Annotated in this window: 13 protein-coding genes; 8 read left to right on the top strand and 5 right to left on the bottom strand. The window is 66.8% G+C overall.

Annotation, left to right across the window (positions count from 1 at the left end):
* The first annotated feature begins 60 nt into the window (after nucleotides 1-60).
* From D7252_RS06890 to D7252_RS06915, 6 genes are all read left to right on the top strand, one after another.
* Nucleotides 61-1,731 (top strand): ABC transporter substrate-binding protein, encoded by a 1,671-nt coding sequence (locus tag D7252_RS06890; protein WP_120774703.1) that lies wholly within the window; start codon nucleotides 61-63, stop codon nucleotides 1,729-1,731.
* Nucleotides 1,732-1,907: 176 nt separating this feature from the next.
* A complete protein-coding gene (locus D7252_RS06895; protein WP_120774704.1) occupies nucleotides 1,908-2,732 on the top strand; it encodes an ABC transporter ATP-binding protein in 825 nt (274 codons plus the stop codon).
* Nucleotides 2,729-3,541 carry an ABC transporter ATP-binding protein gene (locus tag D7252_RS06900; RefSeq protein ID WP_120774705.1) on the top strand — a complete coding sequence of 271 codons (813 nt, stop codon included), beginning with the start codon at nucleotides 2,729-2,731 and terminating at the stop codon, nucleotides 3,539-3,541. The genes D7252_RS06895 and D7252_RS06900 overlap by 4 nt, the downstream gene beginning before the upstream one ends.
* Complete coding sequence (locus tag D7252_RS06905; RefSeq protein ID WP_120774706.1) at nucleotides 3,538-4,533, top strand: ABC transporter permease; 996 nt, start codon at nucleotides 3,538-3,540, stop codon at nucleotides 4,531-4,533. The genes D7252_RS06900 and D7252_RS06905 overlap by 4 nt, the downstream gene beginning before the upstream one ends.
* Nucleotides 4,534-4,597: 64 nt before the next feature.
* Nucleotides 4,598-5,614 (top strand): ABC transporter permease, encoded by a 1,017-nt coding sequence (locus tag D7252_RS06910; protein WP_120776852.1) that lies wholly within the window; start codon nucleotides 4,598-4,600, stop codon nucleotides 5,612-5,614.
* Nucleotides 5,614-7,860 (top strand): glycoside hydrolase family 3 N-terminal domain-containing protein, encoded by a 2,247-nt coding sequence (locus tag D7252_RS06915; RefSeq protein ID WP_120774707.1) that lies wholly within the window; start codon nucleotides 5,614-5,616, stop codon nucleotides 7,858-7,860. Before D7252_RS06910 ends, D7252_RS06915 begins: the two co-directional genes overlap by 1 nt.
* 32 nt (nucleotides 7,861-7,892) lie before the next feature.
* Here the strand turns inward: D7252_RS06915 and D7252_RS06920 are convergent, their stop codons facing one another.
* A complete protein-coding gene (locus D7252_RS06920) occupies nucleotides 7,893-9,416 on the bottom strand; it encodes a SulP family inorganic anion transporter (protein WP_120774708.1) in 1,524 nt (507 codons plus the stop codon).
* Nucleotides 9,417-9,574: 158 nt separating this feature from the next.
* Between D7252_RS06920 and D7252_RS06925 the strand changes: the two genes are divergently transcribed.
* Nucleotides 9,575-9,943: a MerR family transcriptional regulator gene (locus tag D7252_RS06925; protein WP_120774709.1), complete on the top strand. Its 369-nt coding sequence runs from the start codon at nucleotides 9,575-9,577 to the stop codon at nucleotides 9,941-9,943.
* A gap of 99 nt (nucleotides 9,944-10,042) precedes the next feature.
* Complete coding sequence (gene nhaA, locus D7252_RS06930; RefSeq protein WP_120774710.1) at nucleotides 10,043-11,377, top strand: Na+/H+ antiporter NhaA; 1,335 nt, start codon at nucleotides 10,043-10,045, stop codon at nucleotides 11,375-11,377.
* Nucleotides 11,378-11,398: 21 nt separating this feature from the next.
* On the opposite strand, the gene D7252_RS06935 is transcribed toward nhaA, so the two are convergent.
* The 4 genes from D7252_RS06935 to D7252_RS06950 all read right to left on the bottom strand — a co-directional run bounded on the left by D7252_RS06935 (nucleotide 11,399) and on the right by D7252_RS06950 (nucleotide 15,426).
* Nucleotides 11,399-12,199, bottom strand: a complete 801-nt coding sequence (locus tag D7252_RS06935; protein WP_120774711.1) for an ABC transporter permease subunit — start codon at nucleotides 12,197-12,199, stop codon at nucleotides 11,399-11,401.
* Nucleotides 12,192-13,130, bottom strand: a complete 939-nt coding sequence (locus D7252_RS06940) for an ABC transporter ATP-binding protein (protein ID WP_120774712.1) — start codon at nucleotides 13,128-13,130, stop codon at nucleotides 12,192-12,194. Before D7252_RS06940 ends, D7252_RS06935 begins: the two co-directional genes overlap by 8 nt.
* 48 nt (nucleotides 13,131-13,178) lie before the next feature.
* Nucleotides 13,179-13,868, bottom strand: a complete 690-nt coding sequence (locus D7252_RS06945; protein WP_120774713.1) for a TetR family transcriptional regulator — start codon at nucleotides 13,866-13,868, stop codon at nucleotides 13,179-13,181.
* An 85-nt stretch (nucleotides 13,869-13,953) separates the two neighbouring features.
* Entirely contained in the window at nucleotides 13,954-15,426 is a 1,473-nt protein-coding gene (locus D7252_RS06950; RefSeq protein WP_120774714.1) for a sodium:alanine symporter family protein, read from the bottom strand.
* Nucleotides 15,427-15,471 lie beyond the last annotated feature (45 nt).

Here is a 15,471-nt window from a genome sequence, read left to right on the forward strand (position 1 = left end):
GAAGCATCGGGCGGACGTCCGGTGGCCACACAGCACAATGACCGTGCCCAAGGAGAAGCAATGAAGCTCAGAAGATCCCTGATCGCCGTCGCAGCGATCGCCGCCCTCAGTACCTCGGTGCTCGCCGGATGTGCAGCCGGGGGCGGCTCGGACGACGCCGGAGACTCGAAGGACTCTCCGGCTCTCACCATCGCCAAGCCCGACGGTGCCATCACCACCGAGTCGAACAACCCGTGGGTCGGCGACTCGTCCGCCAACCGCCTCGGCTACAAGAACGTCATCTTCGAACCCCTCGCCCTGGTCAACCCGGTCGGCGACAACGAGACCACTCCGTGGCTGGCCGAGAAGGTCGAGTGGAACGACGACTTCACGCAACTCACCGTCACCCCGCGTGCCGACGTCACCTGGAGCGACGGCGAGGAATTCACCGCTGACGACGTCGTCTTCTCCTACGACCTGATCCGCAACACTCCCGCCTTCGACACCGGCAACATCCAGCTCACCGACATCGCCAAAGACGGGGACAACGTCGTTCTCTCCTTCGCGGAGTCGAAGTTCGTCAAGCAGGCCCAGGTCCTGCACATCCCGATGGTCCCCGAGCACGTCTGGAAGGACATCGCCGACCCGACCACCGAGGTCGCCCCCGATCCCGTCGGCACCGGCCCGTACACGCTCGAGAAGTTCAGCAGCCAGTCGGTCACGCTCCAGGCGCGTGACGACTACTGGGCCGGCGACCTCGCCGTGCCGACGCTGTACTACATCTCGTACAACGACAACACGGCCCTCACCACCGCCCTCGCCAACGGCGACGCCGACTGGGCGCAGGCCTTCATCCCCGACGTGCAGAGTGCATTCGTCGACAAGGACCCCGAGCACAACGTCTTCTGGGCGGCGAACACGCTCTCCCCGGATGTGCTGTTCCTCAACCACCAGGCGAAGCCGTTCAACGACCTCGCCTTCCGTCAGGCCGTGAACATGGTCATCGACCGTGCCGCGCACACCGAGATCGCGCGGGAGAACGCCGGACCGGAGCTCACGTCCGTCACCGGACTTCCGACGCCCGTCGGCGAGAAGTACGTCGCTGAGGAGTTCAAGGGCGAGGAGTTCTCGATCGACGTCGACGGCGCACGCGCGATCCTCGAGGACGCCGGCTACACCTGGGACGGCGACGCCCTCATCGACCCGGACGGCGAGCCCGTCTCCTTCACCCTGCAGGTTCCGCAGGGGTGGAACGACTACGTCACCGGCATCAGCCTGATCGCCGACCAGGTCAAGGAGACCCTCGGCGCAGACGCGAAGGTCGACACCCCGGATGCCGACACCTGGTGGGCCAACAAGCGCACCGGTGACTTCGACGCGATCATGCACTGGGTCGACGGCGGCACCACACCGTACGACCTCTACTCCGACACGATGGACGGCCGCTGGCTTCTCGCAGGCGACGAGGTCGACTTCAACTTCGGTCGCTACGAGAACGAGCGGGCGACCGAACTGCTGAACACCTACGCGACGGCGGCCACCGACGAGGAGCGCACGGCCGCGATCGAAGAGGTGCAGAAGATGTTCGTGGAGGATGTGCCGGTGATCGCCGTCGGCACCCACCCGGTGCTGGGCGAGTACAACACCCGCGGCTACGTGGGATGGCCGAGCGAAGAGGACCAGTACGCGACGGCTGACCCCGTGCAGGTCACCGTCCCGCTGATCCTGACGAAGCTCAAGCCGGCCGAGTAAGAACGGCGCACCCGGTCGTGGGGCGCGAGGCGTTTCGTCTCGCTTCGCTCGCTCAACGACCGGGTGCCGCCCGCTCGCTCAACGACCGGGTGCCGCCCGCTCGCTCAACGACCGGGTGCCACCCGCTCGCTCAACGACCGGGTGCCGCCCGCTCGCCTCCCACGAAAGCGAACCTCATGCCTGACCCTCTCCTCAGCGTGCGCGACTTCTCCGTCGTGTACGACGTCTCCCCTCCCGTCGAGGCGGTGAAGCATGTCACCCTCGAACTGCAGCGCGGCGAGATCCTCGGCCTCGCCGGAGAGAGCGGATGCGGGAAGACGACGCTCGCCTACGGTGTGCAACGCCTGCTCCGCGCCCCGGCCGTGATCACAAGCGGCAGCGTCACGTTCCACGACGCATCCGGAGTCGACGTCGACATCAACTCTCTCGACGCCGACGCGATGCAGCGCTTCCGGTGGGACAAGGTCTCGATGGTCTTCCAGGGGGCGATGAACGCCCTCAACCCGGTCGCGACGATCGGCATGCAACTGGAGGACGTGTTCGAGGTGCACCGCCCCGATCTGAGCCGCCGCGAGCGCCGCGCCGCCGCCGAGGAGCTGCTCGAACTCGTCGCCGTGGGCAAGGACCGCATCCGCTCCTACCCGCACGAGCTCTCGGGCGGCATGCGCCAGCGCGTGATGATCGCGATGGCCCTCGCGCTGCGCCCGCAGCTGATGGTGATGGATGAACCGACCACGGCCCTCGATGTGCTCGTGCAGCGGGAGATCCTTCGTCAGATCTCGCAGCTCCGCCACGAGTTCGGGTTCTCCGTCATCTTCATCACCCACGATCTTCCGCTTCTGCTGGAGATCAGCGACCGCATCGCCGTCATGCGTGAGGGCGAGATCATCGAACTCGCCACCGCCCGTGACCTCTGGGAGCGACCGCAGCACGAGTACACGAAGACGCTCCTCGCGTCGTTCCCGCGCCTCACCGGCGAGCGGGGAGTGCTGGTCCGATGACTCTCCTCGAATTCCAGAACGTCTCCAAGCGCTACCGCGTGCGCGGTGCCGCACCTCTCCTCGCCCTCGACGACGTCAGCTTCACGCTGCGCGACCGGCAGACGATCGCGCTGGTCGGCCAGTCCGGCAGCGGGAAGTCGACGATCGCGAAGATCCTGACGCAGCTCGAGACCCCGACCTCCGGGCAGGTCAGCCTCGACGGGTCGCCGATCCCTCGTCACGGACGGGGCCTGCGCCGATACCGCCAGCAGCTGCGGATGGTGTTCCAGGATCCGTTCGCGTCGCTCAACCCGGCCCACTCCATCCGCTACCACCTGGAGCGTCCGCTGCAGCTCGACTCCGTGGTCCCCAAAGACGAGGTCGAGGCCGAGGTGCGGCGCCTGTTGGAGCGGGTGCGCCTTGATGCGGATGCCGTGATCGACCGTCGTCCGCACGAACTCTCCGGTGGTCAGCGACAGCGCGTCGCGATCGCCAGGGCTCTCGCGTCCCGCCCCCTGCTCCTCGTGGCCGACGAGCCGGTGTCGATGCTCGACGTCTCCATCCGGCTCGGCGTGCTCCATCTGCTCGCCGATCTGCAGCGCGAGGAAGGTCTCGGCGTGCTCTACATCACCCACGACCTCGCAACCGCCCGTCACTTCAGCGACGAGATCATGGTGCTCCACCACGGGAAGGTCGTCGAGCACGGCCCCGCCGACGACGTCATCCTGAATCCACAGCATCCGTACACCCGAGAACTCCGCGCCGCCTCACCCGATCCCGAGAAGCACTTCGCCGTTGCGGCACCGCACCCGTTCGGAGGACTCGAATGAAGATCCCGGTCCGCTTCATCGCCGGTCGCACCGCGTTCTATCTGTTCACCGCGTGGGCGGCGATCACGATCAACTTCTTCCTGCCTCGGATGATGAAGGGCGACCCGGTCACCGCGTACATGCAGAAGAACGCCGGCCAGATCAGTCCGGAGGCCGAACGCGCGCTGCGTATCCTCTTCGGTCTCGATGAGGACTCCTCCCTCTGGCAGCAGTACGTCGACTACTGGCAGCTGCTCTTCTCGGGCGACCTCGGCCGGTCGTTCTCCAACGGCCTCGCACCGGTCGGCGAGGTGATCGCGGGGGCCCTGCCCTGGACGGTCGGTCTCGTCGGCATCGCCACGATCCTCTCGTTCCTGATCGGGACGGCAGCGGGGGCCGTGATCGGGTGGCGACGCGGCAGCCGAGCCGACGTCATCGTGCCGATCTCGACCTTCTTCAGCACCGTGCCGTACTTCTGGCTCGGGCTCATCGCGATCGCGGTCCTGTCGTCCACGCTCGGCTGGTTCCCGGCATCCCACGCCTACGACAAGGGCTCGAGTCCCGAGTTCAGCGCAGACTTCGTCGGACAGGTGATCGCTCACGGCGCTCTCCCGGTGCTGACGATCGTCGTGGCGTCCCTCGGCGGATGGATCCTCGGCATGCGCAACATGATGCTGACCGTCCTCGACGAGGACTACATCACCGTCGCACAGGCCAAGGGCATGCCGAACCAGCGGGTGCTGTGGCGCTACGCCGCTCGCAACGCCGTCCTGCCGCAGCTGTCCAGCTTCGCGCTCTCGATCGGCTTCATCGTCGGCGGCACCATCGTCATGGAGATGGTGTTCTCCTACCCCGGCGTCGGCAAGCTGCTGCTGGACGCCACCAACGCGAAGGACTACCCGCTCATGCAGGGCCTGTTCCTCATCATCACGATGGCGGTCCTGCTCGCAAACATCCTCGCCGACATCGCATACGCGGTGCTCGATCCGCGCACTCGGCAGTCGGAGGCCTGAGATGACACTTTCCCCCTCGGCGGAGAACACCGCAGCGGCGACCCCGAACGTCCCGCACACCGGGATGCCGGAGACGGCCACCCTCCGCACCCCTGCCACGAAGAAGCCGCCGGAGAAGACCTTCTGGTCGCAGCTCGGGTCGTCGTTCGCCATGTTCCGCAACCGGAAGTCGGTCGCCGGACTCATCATCCTCGGTGTCTTCGTGCTCATCGCGATCTTCAGCGACGTGATCGCGCCCTACGGTCCGCTGGAGAAGGACTACACGGCACTGCGTCAGCCGCCGTCCTGGGGTCACCTGCTCGGCACGACCCACATGGGTGAAGACATCTTCAGTCAGATCATCTACGGCACCCGCGGTGTTCTGATCGTCGGCTTCCTCGCCGGCATCATGGGCACCTTCATCGCGGTGATCATGGGCGTCGTCTCGGGATACACCCGTGGCTGGCGCAGCGAGTCTCTCTCCGCTCTGACGAACGTGTTCCTGGTGATCCCGGGGCTTCCGCTGATCATCATCGTCGCATCGCAGTTCGAAGATCCGCCGCTCGTGCTGATCGCCGCCGTCCTGGCCCTGACCGGCTGGGCGTGGGGGGCGCGCGTCATGCGGGCGCAGACGATGTCGCTGCGCAACCGCGACTTCATCCAGGCGGCGCGGGCGAACGGCGAACCGCTCCGGCGGATCATCTTCGTGGAGATGCTGCCCAATCTCCTGGCCATCATCGCCTCGAGCTTCGTCGGAACCGTGACGGCCGCCGTGCTCGGACTCACCACCCTCGCGTTCATCGGGGTCATCCCGATCACGAACCTCAACTGGGGCACGATCCTGTACTGGGCGCAGCAGAACGGTGCCTTCCCCAACTACTGGTGGTGGTACGTGCCCGCCGGTCTCTGCATCGCGATTCTCGGAGTCGCGCTGTCGCTGATCAACTTCGGCATCGACGAATACGTCAACCCGCGCCTGCGCTCGGCCGGCGAGCGCGCCAGGGCCATGAAGAAGAAGGGGCTCGACGTGAACGATGCGGTCACCGCCGTCCGCAGCGTCCCCGAGTCCGCCACGACCACGAACCCACAGAACTCGAAGTGATGACCTCTCAGACCCTCACCGCCGTCCTCCCGTACCAGAACCCCGCACTGCCGATCCCGGAGCGCGTCGCCGATCTGCTCACTCGAATGACCCTCGAGGAGAAGATCGGGCAGATGCTGCAGCTCGACGCTCGCGATGATCTCGACGACCACATCCTGCGCCGACACGTCGGATCGATTCTGCACACCTCCCCGGAGCGGATCCTGCGCGCGAACGAGCTGACCCGGCAGACGCGGATGCAGATCCCACTGCTCGTGGCGGAGGACTGCATCCACGGCCACTCGTTCTGGCCGGGAGCGACCATCTACCCGACCCAGCTCGGCATGGCGGCGTCGTGGGATGCCGACCTGCTCGAACGGGTCGCCCGCGCGACCGCGGAAGAGGTCGCCGCAACCGGCATCCACTGGACGTTCTCCCCGGTGCTGTGCATCGCCCGGGATCTGCGGTGGGGCCGGGTGAACGAGACGTTCGGTGAAGACCCGTTCCTCCTCGGCGAACTCGCCAGCGCCATGGTGCGGGGATACCAGGGCGACGGTCTCGACGACCCGACCGCGATCCTCGCCACCGCCAAGCACTTCGCCGGTTACTCCGAGACGCAGGGCGGTCGGGACGCGAGCGAGGCCGACATCTCTCGCCGGAAGCTGCGCTCCTGGTTCCTGCCGCCGTTCGAGCGGGTCGCCCGCGAAGGATGCCGGTCGTTCATGCTCGGATATCAGACCATGGACGGTGTGCCGATCACCACGAACGAATGGCTGCTCAGTGACGTGCTCCGCGGCGAATGGGGATACACCGGTACCCTCATCACCGACTGGGACAACGTCGGACGGATGGTCTGGGAGCAGCGTGTCCAACCCGACTACACGCACGCGTCCGCGGCGGCGGTCACGGCGGGCAACGACATGATCATGAACACGCCGGGATTCTTCGAGGGCGCTCTGGATGCCGTGGCGCAGGGCCTGCTCGCGGACGACGCGTTCGACGTGGCGGCGGGGCGGATCCTCACGCTGAAGTTCGAGCTCGGCCTGTTCGAGAATCCGCGCCTGCCCATCGAAGGGCTGGAGGAGATCGTCGGCAGCGACGAGCACGCGGCGCTGAACCTGGAGGTCGCCCGCCGCTCCATCGTGCTGCTGGAGAACGACGGGCTCCTGCCGTTGCGGCCGGCGGACGTGGCACGCGTGGCGGTCGTCGGACCGCTCGCCGATGACGCGCAGAGTCAGCTGGGGGACTGGGCGGGCGGGTCCGGTCAGGCCGGCTGGCTCGACGGGCAACCGCGAGAGATGATCAGCACCGTGCTCGACGGTCTGCGCGAGATCGCGCCGTGGACGGTGAGCTACGCGCGGGGAGCGGAGATCCTGACGCTCGCCCCGAACCCCGCCGGGGCGACCTTCCCGGACGGGCAGCCGCGCCCGCCGGTCGTGAAGCCGTCGGCGCCTGATCAGACGCTCATCGCCGAGGCGGTCGCGGCAGCTGAGGCGTCGGATGTGGTCGTCGCGGTCGTCGGCGACCGGATCGAACTCGTCGGCGAGGGCCGCTCGACGGCGACGCTGGAGCTCGTGGGCGGGCAGAACGCGCTGCTCGATGCCGTGATCGCCACCGGAAAACCGGTGATCGTGGTGCTGCTCGCCTCGAAACCACTGGTGCTGCCGGCATCCGTCGAGCGCGCGGCCGCGGTGATCTGGGCGGCCAACCCCGGCATGCAGGGCGGGCGTGCGCTCACCGAGATCATCACGGGAGCGGTGGAGCCCTCGGGGCGTCTGCCGATCTCGTTCGCCCGGCACGCCGGGCAGCAGCCCACGTATTACAACCAGATCCGCGGCCAGCACGGCGACCGGTATGCGGACCTCACGCAGACTCCGGCCTGGTCGTTCGGTGAAGGGCTCTCGTACACGACGCTCGCCTACTCCGACCTGGTGCTCGAGTCGGCGACGCTCGGACGCGACGACACGATCGTCGGACACGTCACCGTCGCCAACACCGGTGCGCGGTCGGCGCGCGAGACCGTGCAGGTGTATGTGCGGGATGCCGTGACGAGTGTCAGCTGGACCGACAAGGAACTGAAGACCTACCGCCAGGTCGACATCGAGCCCGGTGAGTCGGTGCGGGTGCGGGTCGAACTCCCGGTCGCGGAGTGCACGATCGTCGATGCCGACGGCATCCGCCTGGTGGAGCCCGGAGCATTCGAGCTGCTCGTCGGCCCGAGTTCTCGAGACGAGGCGCTGCTGGCGGCCGGCTTCGAAGTGCGCTGAGTGCGGCTGGTCCGCAACTTCTGCGCCCAGACTCAGTGGCCGTCGCCCAGTTTCCCGGAGAGCCGGTCATGCAGGGCGGCGGCCGTGTCGTTGAGTCCGCGGATCTCGACGGTCTTCCCGCGCTGGTCGTACTTCGTGACGACCGCGTCGAGCGCGGCCACGGTCGAGGCATCCCAGACGTGCGAGCCGCTCATGTCGATCACCACGCGGTCCGGGTCATCCGTGTACTCGAACTGTGTGGTGAGGTCGTTGCTGGAGGCGAAGAAGAGCTCGCCGTCGACGGTGTAGTGCGCGGTGGGCTGCTCTCCATCGGTCGACACGGTCCGCGTGACGGTGACGAAGTGTGCGACGCGCCGGGCGAACATGACCATCGCGGCGAGAACGCCGAGGACCACACCGATGGCGAGATTGTGCGTCCAGACGGTGGCGACGACGGTGATGAGCATCACGGCCGTCTCGCTCTTCGGCATCCGCTTCAGAGTCGACGGACGGATGCTGTGCCAGTCGAAGGTCGCGAACGAGACGAGGAACATCACCGCGACCAGCGCGGCCATCGGCATGATCGCGACGACATCGCCGAGAGCGAGCACCAGGATCAGCAGGAAGACTCCGGCGAGGAATGTCGAGATCCGCGTGCGGGCACCCGATGCCTTGACGTTGATCATGGTCTGGCCGATCATCGCGCAACCGCCCATGCCGCCGAAGGCCCCGGAGAGGATGTTCGCCGCACCCTGGCCCCAAGCTTCGCGGGTCTTACGCGAGTGGGTGTCTGTGATGTCGTCGACCAGCTTCGCGGTCATCAGCGATTCGAGAAGACCCACAGCCGCCATCGCCAGCGCGAAGGGGGCGATGATCGCGAGCGTGTCGAACGTCAGAGGGACATTCGGGATGAAGAGCTCGGGCAGGCTCTGCGGAAGCTCGCCCTGGTCGCCGACTGTGGGCACGTCCCAGTTGAAGACCACCACAGCGGCGGTGAGGAGCACGATCGTGACGAGTGGCGCGGGGACGACTTTCGTGATCCGCGGCATCACGAACAGGATGAGCAGCCCGACTGCGACGAGCGGGTAGACGAGCCACGGTACGTCGAAGAGCTGCGGGAGCTGGGCAACGAAGATGAGGATGGCGAGCGCGTTGACGAACCCCACCATCACCGAGCGCGGGATGAAACGCATGAGCTTCGCGACCCCGAGAAGCGCGAGCACTATCTGGATGACACCACCCAGCAGGACCGTGGCGATGAAGTAGTCCATGCCGTACTCGCGCGCGACAGGTGCGATGACGAGCGCGATCGCTCCTGTCGCTGCCGTGATCATGGCCGGACGCCCGCCGAGGAAGGCGATCGCCACCGCCATTATGAACGATGAGAACAGGCCGACCCGGGGGTCGACACCGGCGATCAAGGAGAACGCGATGGCCTCCGGGATGAGCGCGAGCGCGACGACCAGCCCGGCGAGCACCTCGCGAGTCAGCAGGCGGGGGTTTCGCAGCGCTTGCATGACGGTGGGTTCGATTCGGTAGCGCGAAGCGTTGTCGCGCGGCGGAACGACGGCGGTCATGAGTCCTCCTGGGACGGGTGGAAGAAAGGGGTGCGTGCGACGACGCGCGGGCGCCGGTCAGGCCGACGCGAAAGAATGGAGAGCGAGTGCAGCGGATGCGCTCGACATAGACTCTAACGTAACGTGAGGTTTGTGTGCGAATCGTGGAGGGCAGAGCCGTGACCGACCTGGAGACGATGCGGATCGGCGAGGTGGCCGAGCAGACGTCGCTGTCGCTGCGCACACTTCGGCACTACGAAGACATCGGGTTGGTCATTCCGTCCGCTCGCACCGACGGCGGTTTCCGTCTCTACACCGAACGTGATGTCGCGCGCCTGCTCATCGTGCGCCGCATGAAACCCCTCGGCTACACGCTCGAGGAGATGAGCGCGCTCCTGCGGGTGGTCGACGACCTCGAGCGCGATGAAAGCCCGGAACTGCGCTCTCGTCTGACGGAGATCCGCGAGGAGGCGCGCCTGCGCCGTGAGCAGCTCGCCGCGCGGGTGGATATGGCGGACGAGTTCCTCGCTCGGTTGGACGATATCTGAGCACCAGCCGTGAACGGCGGCGGAGGCCTCCGATAGAATGATGGTGGAGAGTCGGGAAGCCTGGTCGACGACATCATTCGTCGACTCACGGAGTTTCCCATGGCCACGCACGACCACCCGTTCCCCTCCGAGTTCCCCGCCCGCGGGAGCTACCGCGAAGCCCGACGCATCGGCACCTTGCTGCGCAAAGAGAGCGTCGGCGGCATCCTGCTCGTCGTCATGGCGGCGATCGCGCTGATCTGGTCGAACTCGCCGTTCGCCGAGGGATACTTCGCTCTCCGCGACTTCGAGATCGGCTACGAGCCCTGGCACCTGAAGCTCAGTCTCGGTGCCTGGGCCGCCGATGGCCTTCTTGCGATCTTCTTCTTCCTCGTCGGACTCGAACTCAAACGCGAATTCGTCATCGGGGATCTGCGTGACATCCGTCGGGCGATCGTCCCGGTGGCGGCCGCGATCGGTGGGGTGGTCGTCCCCGCGCTCGTCTACGTGCTGATCGTCGGTCCGCAACCCGACCTGCTCCGCGGCTGGGCGGTGCCGACGGCGACCGACATCGCCTTCGCCGTGGCGATCCTCGCGATCATCGGATCGCATCTGCCCGCTGGCCTTCGCCTCTTCCTCCTGACCCTCGCCGTGGTCGACGACCTGATCGCCATCGTCATCATCGCCGTCTTCTACACCGACGACGTGAACCCGATGCCCATTCCCGGGGCGATCCTCGCGCTGGCGCTGTACGCGCTGCTCGCGCAACGACGCAAGGGATTCTTCCTCCGGCACCGTTTCGCCGCCTGGCTGATCCTGCTTCCCATCGGTGTCGTCGTCTGGGCGTTGGTGCACGCCTCAGGAATTCACGCGACGATCGCCGGCGTGCTGCTGGGGTTCATGATCCCGGTCCGATCGGGGACCACGGACGCCGACGGGGTCGAGGAAACAGGTCTGGCGGAGGAGTTCGAGCACCGGTTCCGCCCGCTCTCGGCCGGGTTCGCCGTGCCGATCTTCGCCTTCTTCGCTGCCGGCGTCACGGTTGTCGGTGACGGGCTCGTCGAGACTCTGACGCATCCGGTGACGATCGCGATCGTCGTGGCCCTCGTGCTGGGAAAACCGATCGGGATCGTGCTCTCCACGTGGATCGCGACCAAGCTCACCCGCAGTCGCATGAGCGACGGTCTCGGATGGATCGATCTCATCGGAGTGGGAGTGCTCGCCGGCATCGGCTTCACCGTGTCGCTGCTGGTTGCCGATCTGAGCTTCCCGCAGGGCATCGAACACGACGCCGCGAAGGTCGCGATCCTCCTCGCCTCCGTGTTGGCGGCGGCACTCGCCGCCGTGATCCTCGGTATCCGGAACCGTCGCTACCGTGCGATCGCGGAGCGGGAGGCCGTGGATGCCGACGCCGACGGTGTGCCCGATGTGTACCAGCGCGGCGACCGGGCCTGAAGTTGCGCGGCCCGACGGTGCTCAGCCTGAGATGTCCCGTCGACGCAGTGCCCACGCGCCACCGGCGACGAACACCGCAGTGAAGCCCCAGAGGGCGATGGCGCCGACCGGATCCAGGCCCTCGACCAGCGGTGGCTGATGGAACGCCCAGGAGTAGGGCGACAGGTAACGCAGCCACTCGGCATCCGGTGCCTGGTTCGCGATCGCATTGAACGCATAGCCGACCACGGCGCTCCCCGCTCCGGCAGCGATCCCGAAGGTCTTCCGGCCGGTGATGGCACCGACGAACAGGGCCAGGCTGCCGGCGAGCATCGTCAGCCCGAGAAAGACGACTGTCGCGTCGATGATGCGTGCGGGTTCGATCTCGAGCTTCGCCGACTCGTTCAGGCCGAGGATGACGACGGCGGCGAACACGCTCAACCAGAGCAGGCGAACGAGTATGGCCGCGGCTGATTGGAGGGCATGCGACGCGCGCCCGATGCCGTGTGCGAGGTCCAACTCGAGTCGCCCTGACTCTTCCGCTCCGGCGATGGCGCCCGCTCCCCAGCCGATCGCCGCGATCGTCAGCAGCAGGAATCCGATGAGTCCGTAGAACGTGCCCTGCGTGTAGCCCGCGCCGGTCCCGATCTGGTCGTAGCCGAGGGCGTTGACGAGTTCGGGTGGGAGGCTCTCGATGATCTGCTGCATCTCGCCGTTGCCGCCGATGCTCGGGAACAGCGGGAGGTACATGAACAGCACGGCGGCGACGCCGAGGGTCCACCCCAGCAGACCACGCCACGATTCACGGAGTGCGCGACGGAAGACGGGAAGCGGCTTACGCATCTCCGTCTCCTTTCGTGGCTGTGCTCTGATCGCCGTACAGCCGCAGGACGGACTCCTCGAGATCGGGTTCCTCGACGGCGAGGTCCACGATGCGGTGACGGGCGATCGCTTTCACGAAGGGGTCGATGTCGCCCTCGACCGTCGCGGAGAGCCGGACCGCCTCGCCGGACGCTACGACCTCGATGTCGGCCAGGTGGGGAAGCTCCGCGAGCTCGCGGCGCAGCGTCTCCTCGTCGACGCCGGTGAGTCCGGCGCGCACCCGGCGGATGGCGCCGAGACGCAACGAGGCCACATCGCCCTCGGCCACGATGCGCCCGGCGCTCAGCACCGCCACGGCATCCGCCGTCTGCTGGATCTCGCTGAGCACATGTGAGCTCAGCAGTACCGTCTGCCCACGTTCGCGCGCCTCGCGGACGAGTTGCAGGAACTCCCGCTGCACCAGGGGATCGAGCCCGCTCGTGGGCTCGTCGAGCACGAGAAGCTCCGGCTCATGCATGAACGCCTGGACGATCCCGAGCTTCTGCTTGTTGCCCTTGGACAGCGTCCGCACCTGTCGGCTGAGGTCGAGGCCGAGTCTGGACGCGAGCCGATCGATCATGCCCGCAGGGACCGGGCCCGACACTTCGGCGTAGAAGTCCAACATCCGCCGGCCGGTCATGCGCCCGTCCAGCCGGAGCTCGCCGGGAATGAACCCGACGCGGCGACGCAGATCCGGGCCGGCGATGCGCGGATCCTCCCCGAGGACTCGGACGGATCCGGACGTCGGGCGGATCACGTCGACGATCATCCGAAGGGTGGTGGTCTTTCCCGCGCCGTTCGGGCCGATCAGGCCGAACACGGATCCGGTGTCGACGGACATGTTCAGCGAGTCGACCGCGGTGCGGTGGCCGTAATTCTTGTGCAACTGGGTCAATTCGATGGCAGGACTCATGGCGCCTGCTCCTTTCGACAAGTGGTGATCAGGACGGAGGATCGCGCGTCACTGCGGCGGATCGGGGTCCTGGTTGGGGTCGTTCTCGCCCTTGTCGGAGCGCGGCCCGGTCTTTCGCGCGAGGGCTTCTCGGGCCGCGACGAGCAGACGGTCGTCGGTGTACAGACCGTGGGTGAACAGTTCCAGCACCGGGATGGTGGACCGTTCGAGCAGGTGCGTCGTCAAGCGCTCCTCGCCGAGGGAGCGTGCCAGATGCCTCTGCAGGAGGACGGGGCCGAGCCCGTACAGGGTCATGTACGCGGCGGTCACGTCGAGGTCGGACAGCGGGTGCATGACCCCCTCCTCGACCTGGCGCTCGAGCATGCTGCGCGTGCCGGCGAGGAACGCGTCGAAGAGGCGATCGGATGCCGCGGACGTGTCGACCAGCATCCGAGTGAGGTAGTCCAGCAGCACGATGTGCTCTTCGGGGGCGTCGAGCGCCGCCCGCATCATGTCTGCGGCAGCGCTCCCCGTGATCGCATCGTTCTCGTCGAGGAACGAGGCGACCACGAACTCGTCGCACGCTTCTCGCAGCCCCTCCTTGCCGCCGAAGTGATGGACGATGAGCGCCGCGCTGACGTCGGCCTCGGCGGCGATCTGGCGCAGCGTCGTGGCGGCGAAACCGTCGCGTGAGAAGCACGCGATCGCCGCATCGCGGATCCGCGCGCGGGCCGAGAGATCATCCGGGGCTGAACGCATGTTCAGAAGTCTAAACAGGTGTTCAGTGATAATGCAAGGGCCCCTCGTGCGAGGGGCCCTTGCTTCATCGGTCGTGCGTCGCGGGTCAGGTGCGGTTCGAGCGGCGCCCGGCCACGACCGGGATCGGGCCCGTCACGCTGAGCTCGTCCTCCCAGCACTGGATGCCGGTGACCTCAGGCAGGCGCGCCTTGGTGAAGACCGGGTCGAGACCGGCCTTGCGCTGCTCCGAGTAGTCCCGCAGCAGTTTGAAGGCGATGCCGGAGAGCAAGCCGATGGCTATCAGGTTGATGATCGCCATGACGCCCATGATGCCGTCGGCCGTGCTCCAGATGAGGTCCGCGGAGGCGATCGAACCGAGGAACACGACGGCCACGACAACGGTGCGGAAGATCGTGAGGACGATCGGCTTGGCGTTGATGAACTCGATGTTGGACTGGCCGTAGTAGTAGTTGCCGATGATCGAACTGAAGGCGAGCAGGAAGATGATGACGCTCAGCAGGACGTTCGACCAGGAGCCGAGCGAGTTGACGAGCGCGTTCTGCGTGAGGACGATGCCGCGCTCGGCGTTCGCCAGATCAGGCGTGGCGACGAGCACGATGAACGCGGTGATCGAGCAGATGAGGAACGTGTCGAAGTAGACGCCGAGCGTCTGCACGAGACCCTGCTTGACGGGGTGCGTGACGGCTGCGCTGGCGCCGGCGTTCGGAGCGGATCCGAGACCGGCCTCGTTCGAGAACATGCCGCGCTGAGCACCGACCATGATGATCGCGCCGATGGTGCCGCCGACGACCTCCTGCGTTCCCCAGGCCTGCGTGTAGATCGAGGCGAAGACCTCGGGCAGGCGCTCGATGTTCATCCCGACGATGACGAGGCCGAGAAGGAGGTAGAGCAGTGCCATCGCCGGCACGACGGACTGGGTGACGGTCGCGATGCGACGGAGCCCGCCGAAGATGACGAGACCGGTGAGGATCGCGAGGATGCCGCCGACGACCCAGGGGATCCAGGTGATCTCGCCGCCGAAGCTGCCCGAGATGGTGGCGGCGATGGTGTTCGCCTGCAGCGAGTTGAAGGACAGCGGGAAGCAGAGGATCAGGACGACCGCGAAGACGATGCCCATCCAGCGCGCCTTCAGTCCGTGCTGCATGTAGTACGCAGGACCGCCGCGGAAACCCTCGCTGTCACGGACCTTGAACGCCTGGCCGAGGGTCGACTCGATGAAGCTGGATGCTCCGCCGATGAACGCCATCGTCCACATCCAGAAGATCGCGCCCGGGCCGCCGATTGCGATCGCGGTGCCGACACCGGCGATGTTGCCGACGCCGACGCGGGATGCCGCGGAGATGGTGAACGCCTGGAAGGCCGAGACCGACTGCGGTTCGCCGTTCTCCTTGCGCGGGGTCTTGTCAGTCAGAGTGCGGAACATCTCCGGGATCATCCGGAACTGCACCACACCGGATCGGAAGGTGAAGTAGAGGCCGAGTACGAGGAGGAGGGGCAGCACTGCCCACGTCCACAACTTGTCCCCGGCGAACACTACGAAGTCATTGAGCGCGTCCATCGACCCAGTATGGCGGCGGGTCAGTTCGCGCGCGAGTCGGCGTGC

It is taken from the genome of Microbacterium sp. CGR2 (assembly GCF_003626735.1).
In the GTDB taxonomy this organism is placed as follows: Bacteria; Actinomycetota; Actinomycetes; order Actinomycetales; family Microbacteriaceae; genus Microbacterium.